The 23,197-nt window shown below is 62.7% G+C and carries 24 protein-coding genes and 1 tRNA gene; 9 read left to right on the top strand and 16 right to left on the bottom strand.

What is annotated here, in order from left to right:
* Positions 1–230: 230 nt before the first annotated feature.
* Positions 231–1,058: a siderophore-interacting protein gene (locus PCS43_RS11245; protein ID WP_209908307.1), complete on the top strand. Its 828-nt coding sequence runs from the start codon at positions 231–233 to the stop codon at positions 1,056–1,058.
* Positions 1,059–1,113: 55 nt separating this feature from the next.
* Here PCS43_RS11245 and PCS43_RS11240 read toward each other — a convergent pair whose 3' ends face one another.
* Complete coding sequence (locus PCS43_RS11240; RefSeq protein ID WP_030534957.1) at positions 1,114–1,680, bottom strand: NAD(P)H-dependent oxidoreductase; 567 nt, start codon at positions 1,678–1,680, stop codon at positions 1,114–1,116.
* 106 nt (positions 1,681–1,786) lie between these two features.
* Between PCS43_RS11240 and PCS43_RS11235 the strand changes: the two genes are divergently transcribed.
* Together PCS43_RS11235 and PCS43_RS11230 are read left to right on the top strand one after the other, a co-directional pair.
* On the top strand, positions 1,787–2,386 hold the full coding sequence (locus PCS43_RS11235; protein ID WP_003944690.1) for a TetR/AcrR family transcriptional regulator: 600 nt from the start codon (positions 1,787–1,789) through the stop codon (positions 2,384–2,386).
* Positions 2,387–2,421: 35 nt separating this feature from the next.
* Entirely contained in the window at positions 2,422–3,201 is a 780-nt protein-coding gene (locus PCS43_RS11230; RefSeq protein ID WP_007736061.1) for an META domain-containing protein, read from the top strand.
* A gap of 19 nt (positions 3,202–3,220) precedes the next feature.
* Here PCS43_RS11230 and PCS43_RS11225 read toward each other — a convergent pair whose 3' ends face one another.
* Complete coding sequence (locus PCS43_RS11225) at positions 3,221–3,775, bottom strand: nucleosidase (RefSeq protein ID WP_003944766.1); 555 nt, start codon at positions 3,773–3,775, stop codon at positions 3,221–3,223.
* A gap of 68 nt (positions 3,776–3,843) precedes the next feature.
* Between PCS43_RS11225 and nadE the strand changes: the two genes are divergently transcribed.
* Complete coding sequence (nadE, locus tag PCS43_RS11220; protein ID WP_042450051.1) at positions 3,844–4,668, top strand: ammonia-dependent NAD(+) synthetase; 825 nt, start codon at positions 3,844–3,846, stop codon at positions 4,666–4,668.
* Between the two features lie 25 nt (positions 4,669–4,693).
* Here the strand turns inward: nadE and PCS43_RS11215 are convergent, their stop codons facing one another.
* The 3 genes from PCS43_RS11215 to moaA form a co-directional block, all read right to left on the bottom strand.
* Positions 4,694–5,449, bottom strand: coding sequence for a hypothetical protein (locus PCS43_RS11215; RefSeq protein WP_003944763.1), 756 nt, complete (start codon positions 5,447–5,449; stop codon positions 4,694–4,696).
* Positions 5,450–5,763: 314 nt separating this feature from the next.
* Positions 5,764–6,021, bottom strand: a complete 258-nt coding sequence (locus PCS43_RS11210; RefSeq protein WP_003944706.1) for a MoaD/ThiS family protein — start codon at positions 6,019–6,021, stop codon at positions 5,764–5,766.
* On the bottom strand, positions 6,014–7,072 hold the full coding sequence (gene moaA, locus PCS43_RS11205) for a GTP 3',8-cyclase MoaA (RefSeq protein ID WP_007731315.1): 1,059 nt from the start codon (positions 7,070–7,072) through the stop codon (positions 6,014–6,016). The genes PCS43_RS11210 and moaA overlap by 8 nt, the downstream gene beginning before the upstream one ends.
* A 111-nt stretch (positions 7,073–7,183) precedes the next feature.
* Here moaA and PCS43_RS11200 point away from each other — a divergent pair, with 111 nt between their 5' ends.
* The 4 genes from PCS43_RS11200 to PCS43_RS11185 all read left to right on the top strand — a co-directional run bounded on the left by PCS43_RS11200 (position 7,184) and on the right by PCS43_RS11185 (position 11,475).
* Positions 7,184–8,386: a molybdopterin molybdotransferase MoeA gene (locus PCS43_RS11200; RefSeq protein ID WP_003944714.1), complete on the top strand. Its 1,203-nt coding sequence runs from the start codon at positions 7,184–7,186 to the stop codon at positions 8,384–8,386.
* Between the two features lie 28 nt (positions 8,387–8,414).
* Complete coding sequence (gene moaCB, locus PCS43_RS11195; RefSeq protein WP_047271627.1) at positions 8,415–9,401, top strand: bifunctional molybdenum cofactor biosynthesis protein MoaC/MoaB; 987 nt, start codon at positions 8,415–8,417, stop codon at positions 9,399–9,401.
* A complete protein-coding gene (locus tag PCS43_RS11190; RefSeq protein ID WP_003944730.1) occupies positions 9,394–9,807 on the top strand; it encodes a molybdenum cofactor biosynthesis protein MoaE in 414 nt (137 codons plus the stop codon). The genes moaCB and PCS43_RS11190 overlap by 8 nt, the downstream gene beginning before the upstream one ends.
* A gap of 228 nt (positions 9,808–10,035) precedes the next feature.
* Positions 10,036–11,475: a DEAD/DEAH box helicase gene (locus PCS43_RS11185; protein ID WP_042450056.1), complete on the top strand. Its 1,440-nt coding sequence runs from the start codon at positions 10,036–10,038 to the stop codon at positions 11,473–11,475.
* A 14-nt stretch (positions 11,476–11,489) separates the two neighbouring features.
* Here PCS43_RS11185 and bluB read toward each other — a convergent pair whose 3' ends face one another.
* The 3 genes from bluB to PCS43_RS11170 all read right to left on the bottom strand — a co-directional run bounded on the left by bluB (position 11,490) and on the right by PCS43_RS11170 (position 13,852).
* Positions 11,490–12,119, bottom strand: a complete 630-nt coding sequence (gene bluB / locus PCS43_RS11180) for a 5,6-dimethylbenzimidazole synthase (protein ID WP_007731309.1) — start codon at positions 12,117–12,119, stop codon at positions 11,490–11,492.
* Positions 12,116–13,168 carry a CobW family GTP-binding protein gene (locus PCS43_RS11175; RefSeq protein ID WP_209908305.1) on the bottom strand — a complete coding sequence of 351 codons (1,053 nt, stop codon included), beginning with the start codon at positions 13,166–13,168 and terminating at the stop codon, positions 12,116–12,118. Before PCS43_RS11175 ends, bluB begins: the two co-directional genes overlap by 4 nt.
* 81 nt (positions 13,169–13,249) lie before the next feature.
* Positions 13,250–13,852, bottom strand: a complete 603-nt coding sequence (locus PCS43_RS11170; protein WP_270923033.1) for a lipocalin family protein — start codon at positions 13,850–13,852, stop codon at positions 13,250–13,252.
* Positions 13,853–14,030: 178 nt separating this feature from the next.
* On the opposite strand from PCS43_RS11170, the gene PCS43_RS11165 reads away from it, so the two are divergent.
* A complete protein-coding gene (locus PCS43_RS11165) occupies positions 14,031–16,565 on the top strand; it encodes an alpha/beta fold hydrolase (protein ID WP_270923032.1) in 2,535 nt (844 codons plus the stop codon).
* Positions 16,566–16,575: 10 nt separating this feature from the next.
* Here the strand turns inward: PCS43_RS11165 and PCS43_RS11160 are convergent, their stop codons facing one another.
* From PCS43_RS11160 to PCS43_RS11125, 8 genes are all read right to left on the bottom strand, one after another.
* Positions 16,576–17,676, bottom strand: coding sequence for an NAD(P)/FAD-dependent oxidoreductase (locus PCS43_RS11160; RefSeq protein ID WP_270923031.1), 1,101 nt, complete (start codon positions 17,674–17,676; stop codon positions 16,576–16,578).
* 241 nt (positions 17,677–17,917) lie between these two features.
* Positions 17,918–17,990 (bottom strand) — tRNA-Ala (locus PCS43_RS11155).
* A 145-nt stretch (positions 17,991–18,135) separates the two neighbouring features.
* Positions 18,136–18,879 (bottom strand): DsbA family protein, encoded by a 744-nt coding sequence (locus tag PCS43_RS11150; protein ID WP_007731305.1) that lies wholly within the window; start codon positions 18,877–18,879, stop codon positions 18,136–18,138.
* A gap of 42 nt (positions 18,880–18,921) precedes the next feature.
* Positions 18,922–19,410: a MauE/DoxX family redox-associated membrane protein gene (locus PCS43_RS11145; protein ID WP_003942318.1), complete on the bottom strand. Its 489-nt coding sequence runs from the start codon at positions 19,408–19,410 to the stop codon at positions 18,922–18,924.
* A gap of 25 nt (positions 19,411–19,435) precedes the next feature.
* Entirely contained in the window at positions 19,436–20,689 is a 1,254-nt protein-coding gene (locus PCS43_RS11140; protein WP_030534968.1) for an MFS transporter, read from the bottom strand.
* 42 nt (positions 20,690–20,731) lie between these two features.
* On the bottom strand, positions 20,732–22,369 hold the full coding sequence (gene pgm, locus PCS43_RS11135; RefSeq protein ID WP_042924497.1) for a phosphoglucomutase (alpha-D-glucose-1,6-bisphosphate-dependent): 1,638 nt from the start codon (positions 22,367–22,369) through the stop codon (positions 20,732–20,734).
* Positions 22,370–22,466: 97 nt separating this feature from the next.
* Positions 22,467–22,811 carry a fluoride efflux transporter CrcB gene (crcB, locus tag PCS43_RS11130; RefSeq protein WP_003942344.1) on the bottom strand — a complete coding sequence of 115 codons (345 nt, stop codon included), beginning with the start codon at positions 22,809–22,811 and terminating at the stop codon, positions 22,467–22,469.
* A complete protein-coding gene (locus PCS43_RS11125; protein WP_054781426.1) occupies positions 22,808–23,185 on the bottom strand; it encodes a fluoride efflux transporter FluC in 378 nt (125 codons plus the stop codon). Before PCS43_RS11125 ends, crcB begins: the two co-directional genes overlap by 4 nt.
* Positions 23,186–23,197: the final 12 nt, after the last annotated feature.

Raw genomic sequence — 23,197 nt, 5'->3', positions numbered from 1 at the left:
CCGATTGCCGGAGTCTCGCTCGAGGCGTTCCGCGTTGTGGTCTCTCAGTGCTCAAGACACTACACCTAGTGGCCGACAGAAACACATAACGCGAGATGTTGTGAGTCACATCGTTGGAATTCCCAGGTCGCCCCAGTTCAGCGCCTTCATTTCCCGGCGCGTCGGCGTGTCGCGCGTCACAGTTTCTTTTTGTGCTCGCCAGCCTCTCGGAGCCGCGCCACGGACCTACCATGAGCGTCGTGGAAACACCCCCGAAGGACGAGGCTCCACGCCACGAGGCAACCGTGACGAGAACACAGCAGGTGACACCGTTGATGCGCAGAATCACCTTCGGTGGGGAGGGCCTGAGCGACTTCGAGACGAGCGGGAGCCCCGACGAACGGGTGCTCGTCAGATTCCCCCTCGATCCCCCTCACGCCCGTAGTTACACCGTCCGGCGCTGGCAGCCGTCGAAGAACGAACTGGAGATCGACTTCGTTCTCCACGGCCACGGCGGCGCGGCACTCTGGGCCGCGACTGCGCAACCGGGCGAGACCGTTCACCTCTCGACGGCGAGCGGGTGGTTCACGCCGCCGGCAGGTTGCGACTGGCTGCTGATGGTCGCCGATCACGCCGCTCTGCCCGCGATCGGGCGAATTCTCGAAGAAGCACCCGACGGTCTACCGATCCACGTCATCGCGCAGGTACCCGCGCCGAGTGAACAGCAGACGTTCACGACGCGCGCCGACGCTCACTACCGATGGATCGAGGAATCGGACTCGCTGCTCGCCGAATTGGCCGGCGCTCCCCTGCCCCCCGGCGAGGGCTACATCTGGTGTGCAGTCGAGGCCGCGGCCGCCAGACGCATCCGCACTCACCTGCGTCGAACATGGGAAATCCCGGCAACCCGCATGCACGTGATGGGTTACTGGCGGGAGGACAAGGAGAACTGGGAGCGTCGGTACGCCGCCGTCGCCGACCGTATCGATGCTGCGATGGGCGAAGCGATGATGGCCGGCAAGGATTTCGAGTCGGTTCGGGACGCGGTCGACGACGCGATGGAACGCGAAGGGCTCTAGCGCGCATACGAGTGAGGACCACACCTTCCGGCATGGCCCTCATTCGTGAAACGAATTACGCGTTGACGAGCTGCTTGCCGGCGTCGACGAGGTCGGAGACGACCTTGGAGACCTGAGCGAGCACCTCTGCGTTCTCACGCGGGTGCAGCTCACCGAACAGTGCGCCGGTTCCACCGATGCTCAGTGCAGTGTCCTCGACGACCTTGCCGCCGGCGATACGGACCGCCTTGGTGGTGTCTTCGTGTGCCCACTTGGCGCCGTTGCCGCTGGGCGAAGCGCTGATGACTGCGACAGCCTTGTCCTTGACTGCACCGACACCGTACGGACGCGAGATCCAGTCGATGGCGTTCTTCAGAACTGCGGGAATGGTGCCGTTGTACTCGGGGGTGACGAGCAGGAACGCGTCCGCGTCGCTCGCAGCGGAGCGCAGTGCGTCGACAGCGGGGATGGAAGCACCCTCGACGTCGATGTCTTCGTTGTAGAAGGGGACGTCGGCGAGGCCTTCGAAGACCGTCAGCGTGGCACCCTCGGGTGCGGCGGACACAGCTGTCTCGGCAAGCTGGCGGTTGACGGATCCGGCGCGCAGGCTGCCGACGAGAACGAGAACATTGGTCTGTGACATAGCGAGTTTCCTTCGAGAGTGGTGCGGTTGGTGGCTCCGGTTGAAAGTTATATCAACTAAACGGACCGCGGTCCACTTACATTCCCCGGCCCTGTAACCTGATCCCGTGAGCGCAATCCCCCTCCCCCAGATCGGCGCCGCGCCGGTCGAGCGCGGTGACGCAGCACGTAACCGCGTACTTCTGCTCGACGCCGCAGCCCTCCTCGTTGCCGAGCGAGGTGTCGACGCGGTGACGATGGACGCTGTCGCGTGCCGGGCCGGTGTGGGCAAGGGCACAGTTTTTCGGCGCTTCGGCAATCGATCGGGACTGATGCAGGCACTGCTCGATCACACCGAGCGAGAACTGCAGCAGGCATTCATGTTCGGCCCCCCACCGTTGGGTCCGGGCGCGCCGCCGATCGAGCGCCTCATCGCGTTCGGACGAGCCAGGATTGCCATGGTGGAAGTACAGGGCGAAGTCCTCCGAGCGGCGGAAAACGCTCCTGAATACCGCTTCGGCGGTCCGGCCCGGGCTCTCGGCATCGCTCACGTCATCGGGCTTCTTCGAGGAGCCGGCGTCGAGGGCGACCTCGATCTGCTCGCTTCAGCACTGTTGGCACCGCTCGAAGCGTCGCTCGTCCTTCATCAGGTGCGCGATCTCGGGATGACCACCGAGCGCCTGGCGGCCGGCTGGGAAGACCTTGCCCGGCGCGTTACTCGATGTTGACTCCCCAGATCCGTCCCACCACTTAATGTGAGCCCATGCGCATCGCTGCAGCCGTCATCGGCCTCCTGACCATCGCCGCGGTAAGTGGTTGCTCCGCTTCGTCCGACTCCCCCGAAGACAAGACGGATCCCTCCGGTCGTGTGTTCATCTCGACCTCCGTGGATGGAACACAAATTCCCGGCGGCGGCCCGCTGACTCTCGACTTCAGCCAGGCCGGTCGAGTGTCCGCGAGCGCCGGATGCAACACGGCAAACGGTTCGGTCGAGTTCAACGACGGCACGCTGACCACCGGCACCATGGCGTCGACCATGATGGGCTGCCCTCCCGGCATCGCCGAGTCCGACTCCTGGACAACAACATTGCTGACCGCCGCGCCGGCGTGGAGCCTCGACGGCGACACCCTCGTCCTGACATCGAAGGACGCCACAGTCACCCTGCAGGACAAGAAAATCGTCACGCCGGATCGACCGCTGCAGGGCACGACGTGGACTGTCACGTCCCTCATCAGTCCCGATGCGATCAGTACGAGCCTGGCTCTGGAGACGTCAGCTCCCGAACTGACGATTGCCGCAGACGGTTCGGTCAGCGGGAGCACCGGATGCAATCGCATGACCGGAAGCGCCCAGACGTCCGACACCACAGTCACGTTCACGCCGATGGCAACCACGCGTATGGCTTGCCCCGAGGAGAACATGGACATCGAGCGCCAGATACTGGCGGTGCTCGACGGCGAAGTGAGCTACACCGTCGACGCCGACACGCTGACCCTGCGCAAGCCCGACGACACCGGATTGATACTGACTGCGCAGGCTTGACCAGACGCTGCAGGCTCGATCAGACGTTGTCGAGCAGCCAGCGCCCCAACTCGCGGGCGCTGGCATCGATCATCGCGGGCCAGTCCAAGGCCGAGTCGTCCGCGTGATCGCTGACGTGTTTGACGAGTCGGCAGGTAGCACCCGCTGCCTGCGCGGCGAATGCGATGGCAAATCCCTCCATGTCGACCAGATCGGCTCGCTGCGCAAGGGCGTCCCGGGTTGCAGCGTCGGCGATGAATGCGTCGCCGGTCGCCAACACCGAGTCGTCACCGCCGGCGAGCACCAAACGGTCCGCGACGTCGTGCCCCAGCGCTCGGATCGCGGTGCTGCTGATGTCGTGATTGATGACGACGCCGGGAACATAGAGGCCGCCGTGGTGCGCGTGCAGCGCACCGGCTGTCCCGATGTTGACGACCAGCGGCAGATCATCCCGCTCGTACCGCGCGAGAGCAGAGGCGACTGCTGTTGCAGCACTGACCTTTCCAATCCCCGTGATCAGCAGTTCGTATCCTTGCGGCACGTATGCCGCTTCCGACTTCGTCGCACTGACCACCAGAACGTTGTTCGCACTCATGTGCGCGACCGTACCGCCCCGGATACGGTGGCACTGCACGCGCCTGCTCACATCGCTAGAGTCCATTCATGGCCACACTGCGTGAAAGCATCATCGAAGAACTCGGCACAAAGCCGACAATCGACGCCGCAGCGGAGGTTCGCGCGCGAGTCCAGTTCCTGAAGGACTACGTGCGCTCGACCCCCGCCAAAGGGTTCGTTCTGGGAATCAGCGGCGGTCAGGACAGCACGCTCGCCGGAGCCCTCGCCCAACGCGCGGTCACGGAACTTCGCGAAGAAGGCCACGAGGCCGAGTTCGTCGCCGTTCGACTCCCCTATGGCGCTCAGGCCGACGAATCCGACGCTCAGATCGCGCTCGGCTTCATCAAGCCGGACCGCTCTCTCACGGTCAACGTCAAGCCTGGCGCCGACGCCACGGCCCGTGAGGCCTCCGAGGCGCTGGGAAACGGCGAACTACGCGACTTCGTCCGCGGCAACATCAAGGCGCGCGAACGAATGGTCATCCAGTACTCGATTGCCGGTCAGCTCGGCTACCTCGTGATCGGTACCGACCACGCCGCAGAAGCGATTACCGGCTTCTTCACGAAATTCGGTGACGGCGGTGTCGACATCACGCCGCTCACCGGCTTGAGCAAACGCCAGGGCGCTGCATTGCTGCAGGAATTGGGCGCACCCGAGAGCACGTGGCGCAAGGTGCCGACCGCCGACCTCGAGGACGACCGACCCGCGCTACCCGACGAAGTTGCCCTCGGCGTCACGTACTCACAGATAGACGACTACCTCGAAGGAAAGGACGTTTCCTCCGAGGTAGCCGAGAAGCTCGAGAAGATGTTCACCAACACTCGTCACAAGCGCACGGTGCCGGTCACACCCCTCGATGACTGGTGGAAGTAACTCCTACCAGAGCTCTTACCAGCGACTAGCTACCGAACAGGCTGCCGAAGACGTCGCCCAGCGAACCCGTTCCCGAAGCCGGATCCTTCTTCGCGAAGTTGGTGGTGCATCCGTTGAACTGCACTGCATCGACCAGCGTCGACGTGGCGGCGGAACCGGTGCCCACACTGACGCCGTAGTGGTCGACTACCGCGTTCGGGTTCGCGGCGACGATGTCAGCCAAAGGCACTGACACGCGGTCCTTGGCGCCGTCGATGTTCTGAGTGCTCCACCACACGCCCTTCTGGAGATCCGCGTGAACGCCGCCGTCAGCCGTCGGCGTGGCGTCGGGTCCCGGGACCCACACCAGGGTGGTGAATCCGTTCTCGAACTTTCCGCCGGTCGTTCCGGTGAGGCGGAGCTGGAACGCCGCAGTCGGCGTGGCGGCGCGCTCGGCAAAGCCGATCGCCTTGCCGACTGCGTCGGACAACTTGATACCGCCGGCCGAATGGTAGGAAACCGAACGATCGCCGGTACCGTCGACGGCCAGCTTCAGTGAACCGTCCTTGTCGAGAACGTTGTCGGCCGAATACGACGCGGTCTGATCCTTCTCGTCGGTGAACGGGATGCCCCACCCGTTCGGCGTCGCTTCGGTGGACAGGGTCGAGCACGAGGCTTCCGGCGCAGAAGAGCCGAGAGAACCGGTGGACGGAAGCGCAGTAGCAATTGCCGGAGCGGTGAGTGCAGCTGCCCCGAGGAGCGCTACGACGACTCCGACACGGCGCGTGGAATTAATCGACATTGAAATACCTTTCACATATCCCGAGTGGAATTGCGCCAAAATTAACACATGTCGACAATTACCAACAGCGAAGGTATTTCTTTTGTCATCCAAACAGATGACAATTCACCTTGGCAATTCGAAGTGCATTCGCTCCCCCAAAAGTAGGAGAAACTAAACAAAACGACCAATGCTGGACAATTGACCAACAATGGAGAAAACGGAGATAGATGCCACTTGAGCTGGAGCGATCAAGATATGAATATTTGGACCGGAAACCCGAAAAAGGACAATACGTCGGCAGCCCACAAATAGCTACGCCGGCAATTCTCGGACTAGCCTCCAGCGAAAGGCGGAAGAATATCGACAGCGCTACCGGAGGCTCGAGAGACGTCGCGGGTCAACTCGTCACCGACGAGGAAAGCCGAGACCGACAGCACTCGCTCCATCTCCGGTCCGTATCGCCCGACCAGCACCGCCACCAACTCGGCAAGTGTGTTGTCAGGCGAGATGGCGACTACCTCGCTACGGCAACCGGATACATCCGCTGCAGCAGCAAAGTAACGAACCGAGATCGAATGCGGATCAGCCACCAATCGCTCCCATACTTCTTTCCGGCGGAACGAAGTCCGCGGCGTCGATGCCGTGCCCTGCCCACTTGTTCCACATCGCACCGCGCCACAAATCCGCTAGTTCGTCGTCGCTTGCTCCAGCCCTGAGCGCGGCACGCAGGTCAACTTCACGGTCACTGAACAAACATGACCGAATTGTTCCCTCTGCGGTCATTCGCGTCCGATCGCATTCACTGCAGAACGAGCGGGTCACGGAAGCGATGATCCCTACCGTCATCGTGGTCCCGTCGACGCGCCATTCTTCGGCAGGAGCCGACGGATCTTCACGGCCGATTGCTTCCAATTCGAAACGGCTTCCCAAAACGGACAACAATTCAGCCGCGGTCACCATGTTCTCGCGTGCCCATGCATGGTCTGCGTCCAGAGGCATTTGCTCGATAAAGCGCAATTCGACGCCGGCTTCGAGGCACCACTGCAAAAGATCCGCCGCGCCGTGGAGCGTTTCACGCATCAGCACCGCATTGATCTTCAGTGGCGCGAGCCCGGCCGCAGCTGCCGCTCGAATTCCCGCGAGAACGGACGGCAACCTGTCTCGACGCGTCAATTCAGCGAAATGGGCGCGATCAACCGAATCCAGGGAAACATTGATGCGAGTCAAACCAGCTGCAGCCAACTTCGCCGCACGATGTTCGAGCCCAACGGCGTTGGTAGTCATGGAAAGTGGAATTCCTGGCACGCGCGCGGCGCACCCCCCGATGATCTTTTCGAGGTCACTACGCATCAGCGGTTCGCCGCCGGTGAATCTCACCTCGCGAATACCGACTCGTTCGACGCCGATTCCGACTACTCGAATGATCTCGTCGGCACTCAGAAGATCTTCCGCAGCGATGGCCGGCAAGCCTTCCTCCGGCATGCAATACGTGCAACGAAGTGAACACTTCTCGGTGATCGAGACTCGCAGATCTCTGGCAACACGCCCGAACCTGTCGACCAGGAGATCCGTCTCGGGACGACCGGCGAGGGAGGCAGCGTCGAACCGCACGGTGGGAATTCCCATCGAGACCACTGTCATCACTTCACCAACTTCCGTATTGCTCCAGTATGACCGAAAGCCGTACTCCGTGTGTCGGACGGACCACACCGCCTAGGATCAAAACATGTCGAGGTTGTCGAGGTTACTGTCATGAGCGCGCGTTCGGTCGAGGAACACGCGTCGCACATCTCCGGATTGCTCACCGGCCTGCACACCCTCTCTCCGACGGCAGTTCCGACGGCAGAAGCGTTGGGGCGCATAACTTGCTCGGATATCGCATCGCCGGTAGACCTGCCACTCTTCCGCAACTCGCAGATGGACGGGTATGCCGTCGATGCTGCTTCTGTGGCCTCGGTTCCGACCACACTGACGGTTCGAGGCGTGATCGCCGCTGGAAGCGGAAAACCACCGAAACACCTTCCAGGATCGGCATTTCGCATCATGACCGGTGCTCCGCTCCCCGAGGGTGCCGACGCCGTTGTTCCGGTCGAGGACACAACGGGTGTCACCGAGCACGTCGTCACGATCGAACGGGGCAGGTCGGTAGGCGAATTCGTACGCGAACGTGGCAGCGACATCACCGCCGGAATGCTACTGGTCACGGCCGGAACGCACTTGGAACCTCGCCATATCGCCGCGCTGAGTGCTGTGGGCTTGGCCTCGCTCGACACCTACACGAAGCCACGGGTCGCGATAATTACGACGGGCGCCGAACTGAAAAGTGCCGGAACAACTCTCGAACCCGGTGAGATCTACGATTCCAACGGTCCAGCTTTGGCAACATTGGCCGAAGCCAACGGCGCCGATGTCGTATCCGTCGCCCGAAGCAGCGACGACCCCGCCGAGTTCCGCGAATTGCTCTCGTACGCAACCTCGGTCGCTGATCTGGTGTTCACCTCCGGCGGAGTGTCCATGGGCGACTTCGAGGTGGTGAAGGAAACTCTCACGCCTCTGGGAGCACACTTCGGCCACGTCGCAATGCAACCTGGTGGTCCGCAAGGCACTGCAGTGGTGAACGAAGTGCCGGTCCTGAGTTTCCCGGGCAACCCGGTCAGCACGATGGTCTCGTTCGAGGTCTTCGCCCGCGGCGAACTGCGCCGGGCCGCGGGTCTGCCCGAGATCCCGCGCGAACGGCTGCCACTTACTGCACCGCTGCGTTCGGTGGATGGCAAGCGGCAGTTCCTGCGGGCACGCAGAACTGCGGACGGAATCGAACTCGTTGCCGGACCCGGATCGCACCTTGTTGCAGCCATGGCGTGGGCCGACGTCCTGATCGACATCCCCGCCGCCGTGACCGAGCTCGGCGCGGGCGATCTCGTCGACGTCGTCCCGCTCTCGACTTCCTCGATCTGATTCACTCGATCTGATTCAAAGGACACTGATGACCGAATTGACACACGTCGACAGCGAGGGCCGAGCGCGCATGGTCGACGTCAGCGCCAAGGCCGAGACGACGCGTATCGCCGTCGCCGCCGGCGAACTCGTCACGACCGCCGAGGTAGTTCGCCTCGTCCGCGCCGACGGCATGCCCAAGGCTGATGTCCTCACCACCGCGCGCATCGCCGGAATCGCCGGTGCGAAGAAGACCTCCGAACTGATCCCGCTGTGTCATCAACTCGCGCTCTCGTCGGTCAAGGTGGAATTCGGGTTCACCGAAACATCGATCACCGTCGAGGCGACGGCGAAGACTCGCGGACAGACCGGCGTCGAGATGGAAGCACTCACCGCCGTCGCGGTAGCCGGCCTGACCTTGCACGACATGGTCAAAGCGGTGGACCCCGGAGCTACCATGAACGGTGTTCGTCTGCTCACCAAAGACGGTGGTAAGCGCGGACATTGGACCCGCGACACTCAGAACGCACAGACAGCTCCGGCGCACACCTTCACCTCGGCACGGTCCGCGACCGTCCTCGTGGCTTCCACCGGCGGTGCGAACGGCACCAGACCCGACACCACCGGACCCACGATCGCGACCTGGCTACGTGAACGGGACTTCGAGGTACGTGGACCGCTTGTGTACGCCGACGCAGACATCGCGGCGGGCATCGCTGACGCCAAGGAGGGCTCCCCGTCACTCGTCATCAGTACCGGCGGCACCGGGGCTTCCCCCACGGACGCCACCCCGGAAGCTACCCGGGCAGTCTTGACCCGTGAGTTGCCCGGCGTCGCAGAAGCGATCCGGACCAAGGGCCTCGAGAAGACACCGCACGCGTCGCTGAGCCGTGGTGTGGCAGGTCTCACAGGTACGACGGTCATCGTCAATCTTCCGGGTTCTCCCGGTGGAGTGAAGGACGGTCTCGCCGTCCTCGAACCCATCATCGATCACCTGCTCGCGCAGGTCGCAGGCGGAGGAGCGCACGATGAGTGAGCTACTGGCTCGGATCTCCGAGCAACCGATTCACGCAGACACCGTCGACGCCGCCGTTGCCGGTCCGAAGAACGGCGCTGTTGTGGTGTTCACGGGAACGGTGCGCAATCACGATGGAGGTCAAGCGGTTTCGGCGTTGGAGTACCAAGCGCATCCGGATGCCGAACGCTTCCTCGAGACGTGCTGCCAAGAGGTTGCGGCCTCGACCGGCCTGCCGGTTGCCGCGATCCATCGCGTCGGTCACCTCGAGATCGGCGACCTCGCACTGGTCGCCGCCGTCGCCGCGCCGCATCGAGCGGAGGCGTTTGCCGCGTGCGCCGAACTGGTGGAGCGCATCAAGCACGAGGTACCGATCTGGAAGCGGCAACACTTCGCGAACGGCGTCTCCGAATGGGTCGGGTTGTAGGTCGAACGCTCCGGGAAGGTAGAGTTGCGATCACTAGGTGCCTGAAATCGGGCATCCAGCGTCGTAGAACGCAAATTTTCTTGCTGAGTGCTCAATGCACCCGCTCTTCTTACGGCGAAGAAGCCTGCCGACCGGCAGCGCCGCCACCACTGTGCTTGATTGTTCGACCGGTTAATTCCCGTGTCGGCATCCGGGCACGAACACGTGCCCGAAAGGCTCTGAACACACTTGTCTGACATCTCTACGCCCGCTACCACCTTCGCAGCCCTCGGTGTGCGCGCACCGCTGGTGAAAGCTCTCGAAGACGGCGGAATCACTTCTCCGTTCCCGATCCAGATCGACACCCTCCCCGACACTCTCTCGGGGCGCGACGTACTGGGCCGCGGAAAGACCGGAAGCGGCAAGACCCTCGCGTTCTCCATCCCCATGGTCTCCCGCCTCGCCGGCGAACTGTCCGGAGGAAAGCGTCGTCCGGGTCGACCGCTCGGCCTGGTGCTCGCACCCACGCGTGAGCTCGCCACCCAGATCACCGCAACCCTCGAACCGTTGGCCGCCGCATACGACTTGCGCGTGACCACGATCTTCGGTGGTGTCTCGCAGCACCGCCAGGTTCAGGCTCTCAAGGCCGGAGTCGACATCGTCGTCGCCTGCCCCGGTCGCCTCGAAGACCTCATGAAGCAGAAGTTCGTCAGTCTCGACGCCGTCGAGATCACCGTGCTCGACGAGGCTGACCACATGGCCGACCTCGGCTTCCTGCCCGTCGTCACCCGCATCCTCTCGTCCACCCCGCAGGACGGGCAGCGTCTACTGTTCTCGGCAACGCTGGACAACGGCGTCGACAAGCTCGTCAAGCGTTTCCTCAAGAACGAGGTCATGCATTCGGTCGACGAGGCCAACTCCCCCGTCGCCGCAATGACGCACCACGTGTTCGACGTCGACGGCGTCGAAGCCAAGAAGGCTCTGGTCGAGAAGCTCGCTTCCGGTACCGGTCGTCGCATCCTGTTCATGCGCACCAAGCACCAGGCTCGCAAGTTGGCTCGCCAGCTCACCGAGTCGGGCATCCCGTCCGTTGACCTTCACGGCAACCTCTCGCAGGCTGCTCGCGACCGTAACCTGGCGGCATTCTCCGCCGGTGAAGCGCGCGTCCTCGTCGCCACCGACGTCGCAGCGCGTGGCGTCCACGTCGACGACGTCGAGTTGGTCGTCCACGTCGATCCGCCGGCCGAGCACAAGGCTTACCTGCACCGCAGTGGTCGCACCGCTCGCGCAGGCAGCGCCGGCGACGTGGTCACCGTGGTTCTGCCCGAGCAGCGTAAGGATCTTGCGATCCTCATGCGCAAGGCAGCCATCAAGGTGACCCCGGTCCGTTCGACTGCCAACTCCGAGCACGTCGTCAAGTTGGTCGGCGACATCGCACCGCACGTCACGCCGGCTCCGAAGGCTCCTGCCCAGCCCAACGGCGGACGCGGACAGCGTCCCGCCGGCCAGGGTGGACGCGGCGGCGCAGCACGTTCGGGTCAGGCTCGCTCCGGACAGGGCGGTCAGTCACGCGGTGCTCGCACCGGCGGAGCTGCCCGTCAGGAACATGCCGGTGGTGGCGCTCGCCGTCCCCGCACCGGCGGCGGCGCTCGCACCGCAGGCTCCACCGGTGGCCGTCCCGCACGCTAGGCCCCCGGTACAACTCAATAGGTTTCGTAGTGGACAGCGTCGGCCAATGGCCGGCGCTGTCGCCATCCGAAGCGTTCGAGATCCGGAACCTGTTGAAACTCGGTCACCTTCCCGACGCACAGCCACGCAATGGGGCGAACGGGTGACGGAATGCCCATGAGTTCGGTGAGGTACTTCTCGTCGTAGAACGAAACCCAGCCGATGCCGATCTCCTCGGCTACCGCGGCGAGCCACAAATTCTGAATTGCCAGTACCGCCGAGAACAGTCCGGTGTCGTCGACGGTATGACGGCCGAGGATGTTCGGACCACCGCGCGACGGGTCGTAAGTGACGACGATGCCGGTACCGCTCTCGGCGATTCCCTCGATCTTGATGGGGTCGAACGTCGAGCGGCGATCCTCGGGCAAAGACTGCGCGAATTTCACCCGGGCATCGGCGACGTGTGCCGCGAAGGTGTCGAGCGTCTCCGGATTACGAACGACGACAAAATCCCACGGTTGCGTGTTTCCCACGCTCGGCGCGCGATGGGCGGCGTCGAGAATGCGCATCAGAGTTTCGTCGGGGACGATCTCTCCCGAGAACTCGGCGCGAACGTCTCGGCGTCGCCGAATCGCTTCGTACACGGATACAGCTGATTCACTCACGCCCCGACGGTATAGCGGTGCAATCCCAGCATGGCGTCGGGGTGCGGTTCGACCGTTTCTTCGCGCATGCAGGCGCGGAGCGCGCTGCCGACCGCCCCCGAATCCATCCCGGTGCCGATCACGACCAGTTGCGTGGTTCGAGGTTCGCCCGACTTCCATCGCAGCGGCGTGATCCGGACATGATCACCCACCGATTGGATCTCGAATTTTCCTGTGTAGCCCGGAATCTCGAAGTTCACGAAGCCCTTGATGCGGTAAACACCCGACGGCTGATTCTCGAGAAAGTGCGTCAAGGCCCTGGCATCGAGAGGCGTCTCCGATGCGAAATCAACCGATTCGTAGCGGTGGTGCAGGTGATCGTGATGACACGAGCCGTCCTCGTGATCGTCGTCGTGCCCGTCGCGCAGGAGCTCGTCGAGGCTCAGTTGATCGCCCGGAGCCGGAGGGGTCACCTCGCCGGTATCGAACAACAGAGCGGGGTCTATCCGCGAGTGCGAGGTTTCCACCATCGGCGCTCGCGGATTCAACTTACGAATTTCGGCCGTGAATCGCTCGCGTTCGGCGACCGGAACGCTGTCGATCTTGTTGACTACCACCAGGTCTGCCAGGCGGACATGTTGATCGAGCTCGGGATGTTCGCGGCGAACGGTGGAGAAATTGGCTCCGTCGACCAGGACCACCAGGCCGCCGTAGACGACAGACGGGTTCTCACTTCCGAGGACGAGTCGAATCATGTTCCGCGGCTCGGCAAGCCCGCTGGCCTCGATGACGATCACGTCGATCCCGGACTGCCGGTGCGCCAACTTGTTCAGCATCTCGTCCATGTCCGAGACGTCGACAGCGCAGCACAAACAGCCGTTGCTGAGAGAGAGCATCGAATCGACCTGACCGGCGACCATCATCGAGTCGATGTTGACGGATCCGAAGTCGTTGACGATCACGCCGATGCGTACACCGTCGTTGTTACGCAGAAGATGGTTGAGCAGCGTCGTCTTGCCCGAACCGAGAAAGCCTGCGACGACTATTACGGAAATCTGCTTCTTCGCCACCACACAACCTTCCGAAACCACACGTACCGATCAGTGATCGTAGTGGAGTGTGGCTCCGGAAGGTTCACGCTGACAGCAGACTCACACCGTGCAGAGCGGACGGATGTCCGACGTGCCCTCGGTGGTCGGTGACGTCAGGATCGTGCATGCGTTGTATCCACGGGATTCGGCGACCCGGCGGATCTCACTCCAGCCTGCCGCGTCGATGACCGCCGACCGTGAGAGCACGAACCCGGAAAGCCTGAGCGGATCGCCCACCAGTGCCCACGAATAGTCGTCGGCAATGTAGGTGACGATGTAGTTGGGTGGGCCGTCCAAGCTTTCCTGTGAGGGCACCCCGGGGAAGCTCACATGCAACTGGGCACCCGTTGCTGGATCGGTAACTCGGGCATTCCCGACGATCTCGTTGGCTTGACCGGTCCACGTCGTACACGTGTTCTTCACGCTCACGTTCGTGGAATCGACAATCCCGTAACTCGCCCGGGTGTCCTTCGCGCACGCGAGGTTGAAGGGCTGAGGAATCGCCGCCACGTGGTTCCATTCCCCTACGTAGCGCGCGACGTCCAGGTTCGCCACCGGCTGCAAGGGTTCCCAGAGTGGGCTCGCCTGCGCGGTTCCCGAAAACATCGTCGCTGCGGCGCACACTCCCGCAATCGCAATCGCACTTCGCCCCGACCACTTCATGTCACTGCTCCTCGTCTGTACAACGCTCGATCGGCATTGGTTTCTCAAGACATTCGGAGCTGACGGACTGGAGGATGGGGCGGTATGTAAAACTACTTTTGGTTTGTTATGGACCTACTTCACAAACCTTATGTAGTCTTTGCTAAAAGATAGCTGAAAGTCGGACGGAGGTACTGTGATGAAGGTTGTCGACTTAGGTCTAGAACGCACTCGCTATGCAGTCATCGACGAGACGATCGAGTCGAGGTGGCGCCGAGTCACCTCTATGCAGCACGACGCCGTTGCCGTCGTGACTCCGCGCGACCGGATCACTTTCGCCGAACTCGAACTCCGGACCGACGCATTGGTCCGCGAACTTCGCCTACGTGGGTCACACGGGGCACGCCCGGTTGCGGTCGATCTCGAACCAACGGCCGAGTCGGTGCCCGCCATCCTCGCCACTCTGATTTCCGGTCGGCCCTTGGTCATGATCGACCCACAACTCCCCGAGGCCCGCCGAGCGCACATCATGAGCACCTCGGGTGCAGTCCCGCTGCAGTCGATACTCGACGAGTCTGCTGCGACGGGCTTCAGATTCGACAGCGCGTTGGAACCATCGAGTTCCGACCCTGCAATGATCGCGTTCACGTCAGGCACCAGCGGGGCACCCAAGGGAGTCGTGTTGAGCCACTCCATGTGCCTGAACAAGGCCGACGAACTCGCCGCAGCAATCGACCTGCGACCCGACGATCACATCGGGAACCTGTTGCCCGTCAGTTTCGGAGCCGGAATCACGGCCCTGATCATGGGGCTTATGAACGGAGTCACGGTCTACTGCTGGGATCCACGTATCGACGGCGTCTCGGGAATCGACGACTGGCTGATCGAGAATTCGATCACGACCACGCACTGTGCGCCGTCTTTTCTGCGGGCGTGGTCAGATCTCGATTGCGGTGCAGCAAATGATGATTCGATCGGTTCCCTACGCGTCGTCGTAACGTACGGAGAAGCAGTTCACGGCGAGGACTACGCGCGCCATCGCAGTCACGGCTTCGCTCGCGTCACGTACGTCAACTGGCTGGCCACCACCGAGACCGGTGTCGTCGCGTACAACGCGTTCCCACCACATCCCGAACTACCCGTCGGAGTGGTACCGGCCGGACGTGCTCGCGACGGCAAGGACGTACAGATCGTCGATGTGAACGGCGTGCCTCTCCCCGACGGAGAGATCGGAGAGATTCAGGTTGTCTCCAGTGATCTTGCCGACGGATACCACGGCGACCCGGATCGAACTGCAACACGATTCACGCGACTGGGCGACGGAGTGAGCATCTACCGGACCGGTGACCGGGGCCGCATCGACGAACGCGGAGAACTGCAACTGCGGGGACGCGTCGACGACGCCGTCAAGATTCGGGGCTACCTGGTGGAGCCGATGGAAGTCGAGGCGCATATTCGTCGAATTCCAGGCGTCGCCGATGTTTTCGTGGCCGTCGTCCTCGAGAACGATCGACCGGAGATCGTCGCCTACGTGGTCCTGACCAAAGCCGTGATGGCACGGTCGGGCGCCGAGATGCGGCGCGAATTGGCGACATATCTGCCGGCCTGGATGCTCCCCCGACATTTTGTTCTGATGCCGGCGTTGCCCCGCAACGAAAGAGGAAAGGTCGATCGAACAGCGCTGCCCTCCGTCCAGGTGCGGTCCACTCCACCGACTCTCGCCGGGCCCGCCGAATTGTGGTTGTCCTCGATCTGGGAGTCGATTCTCGGTATCGACTCCATCGACCGTGAGGACGACTTCTTCGAACTCGGCGGCGATTCGCTTGCTTCAACCGAAGTGGTGGCAAAGATTCACGACATGTTCCGGATCCGGATCACGGCGGCGGAGTTCGCGGCCGCCAGTACCGTCAAAGACCTTGCAGCGCTGGTGGATCGGCGCAGAATCGATCCCGATGATCGCGTCTGTCACAACACGATGGTGCCACTGAAGCTCGAAGGCTCCGGGCGACCGCTGTTCATCATGAACGGAGCGGGGTGCCCATCGACGACGCTGTCCACCTTGTCGAAAGCGCTTCACACCGATCGGCCGGTTTACGCACTTCAGCCACACGGCTTCGAATCTCGCGGACTACCCGACCGGTCGGTGAAAGCAAGCGCCCGCCGTTTCATTTTCGAAATCAAGAAGATTCAGCCCACCGGGCCATACCTCCTCGCCGGATACTCGTACGGCGGCTACGTGGCGCTGGAAATGGCGGCACAGCTGTCCGAGTCAGGTGACACTGTCGAACACGTCACCGTTCTCGACACCAGAATCTCCACCGAGGCTGCCGCACGACTGGCTGGTCGAGCGGGCATCACTTTGGATCCGTCGATCGTCGACCTTGCACCACAACCATCCACCAATGCCCGCTGGAAGCCGACCAGACGCACCGTCGCGGCCATGTGGATCCGCACGCTGTTCGCCGGCATTCTGCAGTACCCGCCGGCCACCCAGTGGACCGTGTTCCTCTACATCGGAGGCCAGGCGCTCCGGAAGCATCGAATACGAGCATGCGCCGCGCCCGTCACCGTGATCCGTGGGGCCACCAACAACCGTGGACGCGAGATCTGGTCACTCATTGCCACGGGCTCACTGGATTTCGAGGACGTCGACGCGTGCCACGAAGACGTCGTCCGCCAACCGTACGTCCGCAAGACTGCGGCGATCATCGATCGAGTCTGTGATCGAGCGTGACCAGCGCTCCTCATGTCCAGCTGTAGAAGAAAGAGCGGCGCGGAGTGAGGGCCCAGTCGGTCGTCGACGAACACACTCGTTCCTTGACGAACGCACCCGCCCTGCCTGCGACGAACATGCCCGTTGCGTCGTCGACACGAGTGGTCCGCTGGAACACACCTCGCCGCCTCCCGAGACTGATGCACCGGCCTGCGAACTTCGGAGCCACCGGGCGCGGCGCGGAACCTTCGAGTCGATGCAGGATCGTCTCGGCCGCATGGACTCCCAAGGGAATCGCGGCCTGACAACTCATCCTCAGTAAAAGATCACCGACTGCGACCGCATCACCCGCACCGACGATGTTGGGGTGGGACGAGCATTCGAGTCGGTCGTCGACCTTCAGACGACCGAGACCGTCGACGGGAAGGCCACTTCGGCGCGCCAGCTCGGGGACCCCGAATTCTGTCGCGAGAATCGTGCAATCTGCCTCCACCCGTGCGCCTCCCGCAAGCTCGCAGGACGAACCGTCAATCCGTGTAACCCGGGATTCGGTGACGATGTCGACCCCAAGATCGGTCAATGTTCTGAGAATTGCAGATCGCGCACGCTCTGACAGATCCGGGGCCACGATTCCTCCGGTCACCAAAGTGATTCGGCTGCTTCGCTGCTCAGCCAATTCTGCGGCAGTCTCGATTCCGGTGAGACCGCCGCCGACAACGCAGACCGTAGCCTTCCCGTCGAGTGTCGCCATTCTGGATTCGAGGCGAACCGCGTCCTCGAATTCGGAGACGCTGAACCCGTGCTCCGCCGCCCCGCCGATAGTGCTGGGTAACTGCCCACTTCCGACTGCGTAGACCAGATAGTCGTAGTCGAGCACACTGCCGTCGTCGAGGGTAAGCCTGCCGAGCCCCGCCTCGATCGTCGTCACCTCTCCGAAGACTCGGTGTGCCGCACGCGGTAGCGCCCTGTCGAACGAGACCGTCGCGTCGTAGCCAGCCGCGATCATCTGATGGAGCCTGATTCTTTGCACGAAGTGTGGGCGCGGATTCACGACGGTCACCGTGATGTCCGACCGAGTTCTCAGCAGTCGCTTCGCTGCCATGACGCCCGCATATCCTGCCCCGATTATCACCACGTGTGCACTCGTGGTTCTCCGTTCCGCCAACGGTCCCCATGCTGAGAATGCACGGGATGATCAGGCCTCATCGCGGACGTTATTAAACATTGACGCCCTGGCGTCATGGCGGTCGACACATCTAGGCAGAACTGTGCTGCATGCAATTGAGACTCGAAAAACACAGGGTCGACAACACAACACTGGCTCGAAAACAACAAATGCTCTGCACCGATTGGTGCAGAGCATTTGTCTTGGGTGGAGCTAAGGGGACTCGAACCCCTGACCCCCACACTGCCAGTGTGGTGCGCTACCAGCTGCGCCATAGCCCCGTATTCAGTTCGCTCTAACAGTCGAACTCGCAGCGGCTGTTCTGCTTTCCGCTTGCTGGAAGAAAGTTACACCACTTGACTCCTGGGCAACAAATCGCCTGGTCAGAGCGAAGCGGCCGCTCCTTGTCGAAGCGGCCGCTCCAGCTCAAGAGGAGAGCTTGGAAACCCAGTCGCTGCTGCCTGTGTCAACGATCTTGCCGTTCGCCACAACCGTGGGCGTCCCGTTCGACCCGACATCCTTGAGCGCCTGGCTGGCGGCTGCGGCATTGGCCGCGGCGGCTTCGACGTTGGTACCGGAAGAGATGCAGGTTGCCACGTCCTCGGATGCGCCCGCATCACGAGCGATCTGGGCGAGGTCGTCGTTGGTGTGGTCGCTGCTGCCGCCCTCGGCCGGCTGCGTGTCGGTCGCGAAAAGCTTGTTGTGGAATGCGGAGTACGCGATCGCGTCGCCGCCCTGAGCAACGCACAGGAGCGCAGCGCCGGCCCGTGTGGAGTAGTCACCGCTGCCCGACGCCCGGTTGAGGAAGTTCAGCATGTGGTATCGCACGGCGACGTCACCGTTGTCGACAGCGGCCGCGAGAGCCTGGCCACTGAGGTGTTCGAGAGCGGCACAGGCGGGGCACAGCGGATCCTCGAAGAGATCAATGGTTGTCGCGGCGGAGGGCTTGCCGAGCAGCACCACTCCGTTGTCCTGCACCGTGACAGCAACTTCGGAACTCTGCACGGAGCCGTAACCGTCGTTCTGGGGCTTGTTCTTGCTGTTCGTCCACAAGACACCGCCGATGACGAGGGCCGCGATCACGAGCACCGCGAGGCCACCGATGATGTAGGTGGAGCGGCTCGAGACCGGTTCCGGCGAGTATTTGTTCTTGCTGCTCTTGGTGCTCACGCTGATGCAGTCCTTCGTGCGTCGAAACGATTTACCGATTGCTTACCTTGCCACTGAAGACTGAGTATCCACTGAGAACGCCGCGCGTGATCCGGGCCCTAATGCGAGTGGCGAACGCGGGAACACGAGCAGCCAGACGGCAAGTGCCAAGAAGCCCAGGTCGCGGAGAATCTCCTTCGAATAGTCCCAAGCGCCGACGTCGGCTGCACCTCCGCCGCCGAAACATCCGCAGTCGATGGACAATCCCCTGGCCCACACCGAAATGATCACCGCAATGAGAACCGTGAGGATGACCACCGAGACTGCAGCGGATGCTCGCACCGCCAACCCGACGAGGATCAGCAGGCCCAGGACTATTTCGACCAGGGGAAGAGCCGTCGCCACCGGACCCACCAGTGACTCGGGCAATAGTTGATAGGCGCGCACCGCGATCTTCGTCTGAACGGGATCAAAGAACTTGAGTCCCCCGGAAATCAGCCAGACGGCCGCCAAACCCAATCGGGCCACAAGACTCACGATGCGAATTGCCACCCGATCGAGAGTACAGAATGCCCGGTCAGTCCAGGTTTGTCCGCGCAGGAGTATCCGTTAGCACCGTCACATCAGTCAGATCTTCTACAACGGATTCGACAGGCTTCGTTCGCGACGGGACGAACAGCCACCCCGTCGCCGACACGACAACGACGGCTCCCATCACTGCGAAGGCCGCCGAGTACGAAACATGTTGGGCGATCAGCCCGGCACAAATCGGCGCCACTACCCCACCGATGTCGGACATCATCTGGAATACCGCCAGAACGGGTCCGCCTCGGGCCGTCGATCCGACAACATCGGCAACCGCGGCCTGCTGGGCCGGACTCATGAGCCCGGAGCCGACACCAGTCACTGCGGCGATGGCGAAGAACACCACGAGGTTGTCGGTGAATCCCATTGCGATGGTTCCCAGACCACAGATGAGCAGACCGCTCACGACAAAGGGCTTGCGTCCGAAGCGGTCGGAGAGTCGTCCGGAGACGATCAACACCAACGCATTGCCGACGGCGAAGATCGTCAGGGCGTAGGCCGCAATCGAGGGGTCTCGGCCGAGGAACTCGACGACGAACAGGGGAACCATGGCAACGCGAACTCCGAAGATCACGCCGCCGAAGGCGAGATTCGATCCGAGCGCTGCCCGGTACACCGGAGACTGGAGGCCTTCTGTGAGAGTCATCGACTTCACATCGACAGCCTTGTCCGGTGACGCCAAATGAGATCCACGCAGGCTCACGAAGACAACGAGCGCGGCGATCACCAACGCAATTGCGTAGATGATGAACGGCATCCGCAGACCGAACTGCAACAGCGCACCGCCGACCAGCGGGCCGCCGATCGATCCCATGAGAAAGCTCGTCGCGTACAGACCCGACACGCGGCCGCGACTGTCCGGCGGTGACATGCGAATGATCAGCCCGAGAGCCGACACCGTGAACATGGTCGACCCGATGCCGCCCAACGACCGGAACAGCAGAAGTTGCCAGTACTCCCCCGCGAAAGCGCACGCACCGGTCGAGACCGCGACGATGAGAAGGCCGACGATGTAGACCGGCCGCTCACCGAGTTTCTGTACCAAAGTGCCGCTCATCGGCGCGAACACCAACCGCATGAAAGCGAAAGACGAGATCACGATCGTGGCGGCGGTGACCGATACGTCGAAGCTGCGCGCGAACTGAGGTAGTGCCGGGGCGACCAACCCGAATCCGAGGGCGATGACGAAGCTGGCGGCGACCAGTACCCAAATTTCCTGTGGCAGCTTGGCTGCACGAGTTTTCATGTCGCCCGGAATTCTAGCCGGGCGACATGAGCGGTCCGCGGGCTAGTTCGCCTTCAAGACGCTGGACACCAAGTCCTTGGCCGCTGCCTGAACCTGAGCCAGATGATCGGCGCCCTTCATCGACTCGGCATAGATCTTGTACACGTCCTCCGTGCCGGACGGCCTCGCTGCAAACCACGCGTTCTCCGTCGTCACCTTGAGACCACCGATCGCCGCGCCGTTTCCGGGCGCGGCAGTCAGTGTCGCGGTGATCGGTTCACCCGCCAACTCGGTCGCACTCACCTGGTCGGGAGACAGTTTTGCCAAGACTGCCTTCTGTGCGCGCGTCGCGGGCGCATCGATACGTGCGTACGCCGGGCTCCCGAACTTCTCGGCCAACGCGGCGTAGTGCGCTGACGGAGACTTTCCCGTCACCGCGGTGATTTCCGACGCGAGCAACGCAAGGATGATGCCGTCCTTGTCCGTCGTCCAGACGGAACCGTCGTGTCGGAGGAAGGACGCGCCGGCGCTTTCCTCGCCGCCGAATCCCACGGACCCGTCGAGCAATCCTGGAACGAACCACTTGAACCCGACCGGAACCTCGAGCAATTCGCGGCCCAGGCTGCTCACGACACGGTCGATCATCGAGGAACTCACGAGTGTCTTGCCGACCTTGGTATCTGCGCCCCAACCTGGCCGGTTCGCGAACAGGTACTCGATGGCAACGGCGAGATAGTGATTCGGGTTCATCAAACCGCCGTCGGGAGTGACGATGCCGTGGCGGTCGGAGTCCGCATCGTTTCCGGTCGCGATGTCGTAGCGATCCCGAATCCCGATCAGCGACGCCATCGCGTCGGGCGACGAGCAGTCCATGCGGATCTTGCCGTCCGTATCGAGCGTCATGAACCGCCAGGTCGGATCGACGAGAGGATTCACCACTTCGAGGTCGAGTCGGTGAGTTTCGGCAATCGCGCCCCAGTAGTCGACGCTTGCCCCGCCGAGGGGGTCTGCACCGATCGTGATTCCGGCATCGCGGATCGCGTCGAGGTTGAGGACACTGGGGAGGTCTTCGACGTAGTAGCGGAGGAAGTCGTAGCGTTCGACGCGGTCCAGCGCTTGTGCCGCCGTCACACGCCGTACCCCGGAAAGCCCCTTGCGCAGTAGCTCGTTCGCTCGATCGGCGATAACCGACGTCGCATCCGTGTCCGCGGGCCCGCCGTGCGGCGGGTTGTATTTGAAGCCACCGTCACGAGGCGGATTGTGTGACGGTGTCACGACGATGCCGTCGGCTTTGGCCTCCGGACCCGTCGAGTTGTATCGCAAGATCGCGTGACTGACAGCCGGGGTGGGCGTGTAGGCATCGCGTGAATCGACGAGGACGACGACGTCGTTGGCGACGAGGACCTCCAAGGCCGACAGCCAGGCAGGCTCCGAGAGCGCATGTGTGTCCCGGCCGATGAACAGCGGGCCGTCGATTCCCTGCGAAGCGCGGTACTCGACGATCGCCTGGGTTGTCGCCAGGATATGAGCTTCGTTGAACGCCGAGTCGAGACTGGAACCGCGATGTCCTGAAGTGCCGAAAAGTACCTGCTGCATCGGGTTCTCGGGATCCGGAGTGCGCGTGTAATAGGCGGTGACCAGATGAGGAACATTGATCAGATCCTCTGGCAGAGCCACTTGTCCTGCTCGTTCGTGCGCCACGAATCCCCCTCGGCCCGGTGGTCGACCACTGTGTCGACGCGACTGTGGACAATTGTCTACCCTGGCCGCGTGGCGTGCACGCTCGGCGCCGGATCCGTCAATCCGTGATCTGGATTCCCAACCACGCAGCGGACAGTCCCACGATCAGACTGAGGACGATGTAGATCAGAGAAAGCGCCGTCTGGCGCCTCTCGATCATCCCGACGTTCTCGGTCGCAAAGGTCGAATATGTGGACAAGCCGCCGCAGAAGCCGGTCGCCAGAAGTGCGGCCATCTCGGTGGAAAGAGCTGCCCCGGTGAACAATCCAAGGAGGAAGCAGCCGATCACGTTCGCGGCGAACGTCGCAGCCGGAAATCCCTTGTACGCGGGCACATACCGCGCCAACAGGTACCGGCCACTCGCACCAGCGCCGCCGCCGAGTGCCACCAGGAGAACTGTCATGCCGACGCTCCGTCCCGCGTGCGGATCCAGCGTTCACCGAGCCCTTTGCCCAGTGCTGCAGCGAGGATCGCGGGAATCAGCGTCCCGAGAACATAGAGAATCGATCGCCACGGACTCTCCGTCACGGCGTGAACCGCGAAGGACGAGAAGGTGGTGAAGCCGCCGCAGAAGCCCGTGCCGAGAAAGAGGTACCCAACCTTGTTGTGCACGAGCAGGGCCGCGAGAACACCGAGAACGAACGAGCCGACGACGTTGATGACCAGCGTCGTCCAGATGTGGGGAAAGAGCTCCCCCAGACCGTAGCGGCTGAGCGCGCCCAACCCTCCGCCGACGGCAACCGCGCACACCGCAGCCGGCAGTTTCAGATCACCCATGCTCTGGCCTCA

The sequence above is a fragment of the Rhodococcus sp. C-2 genome (assembly GCF_027854095.1).
GTDB lineage: Bacteria > Actinomycetota > Actinomycetes > Mycobacteriales > Mycobacteriaceae > Rhodococcus_F > Rhodococcus_F qingshengii.
This window is presented reverse-complemented; position numbering and strand designations above follow the sequence as displayed.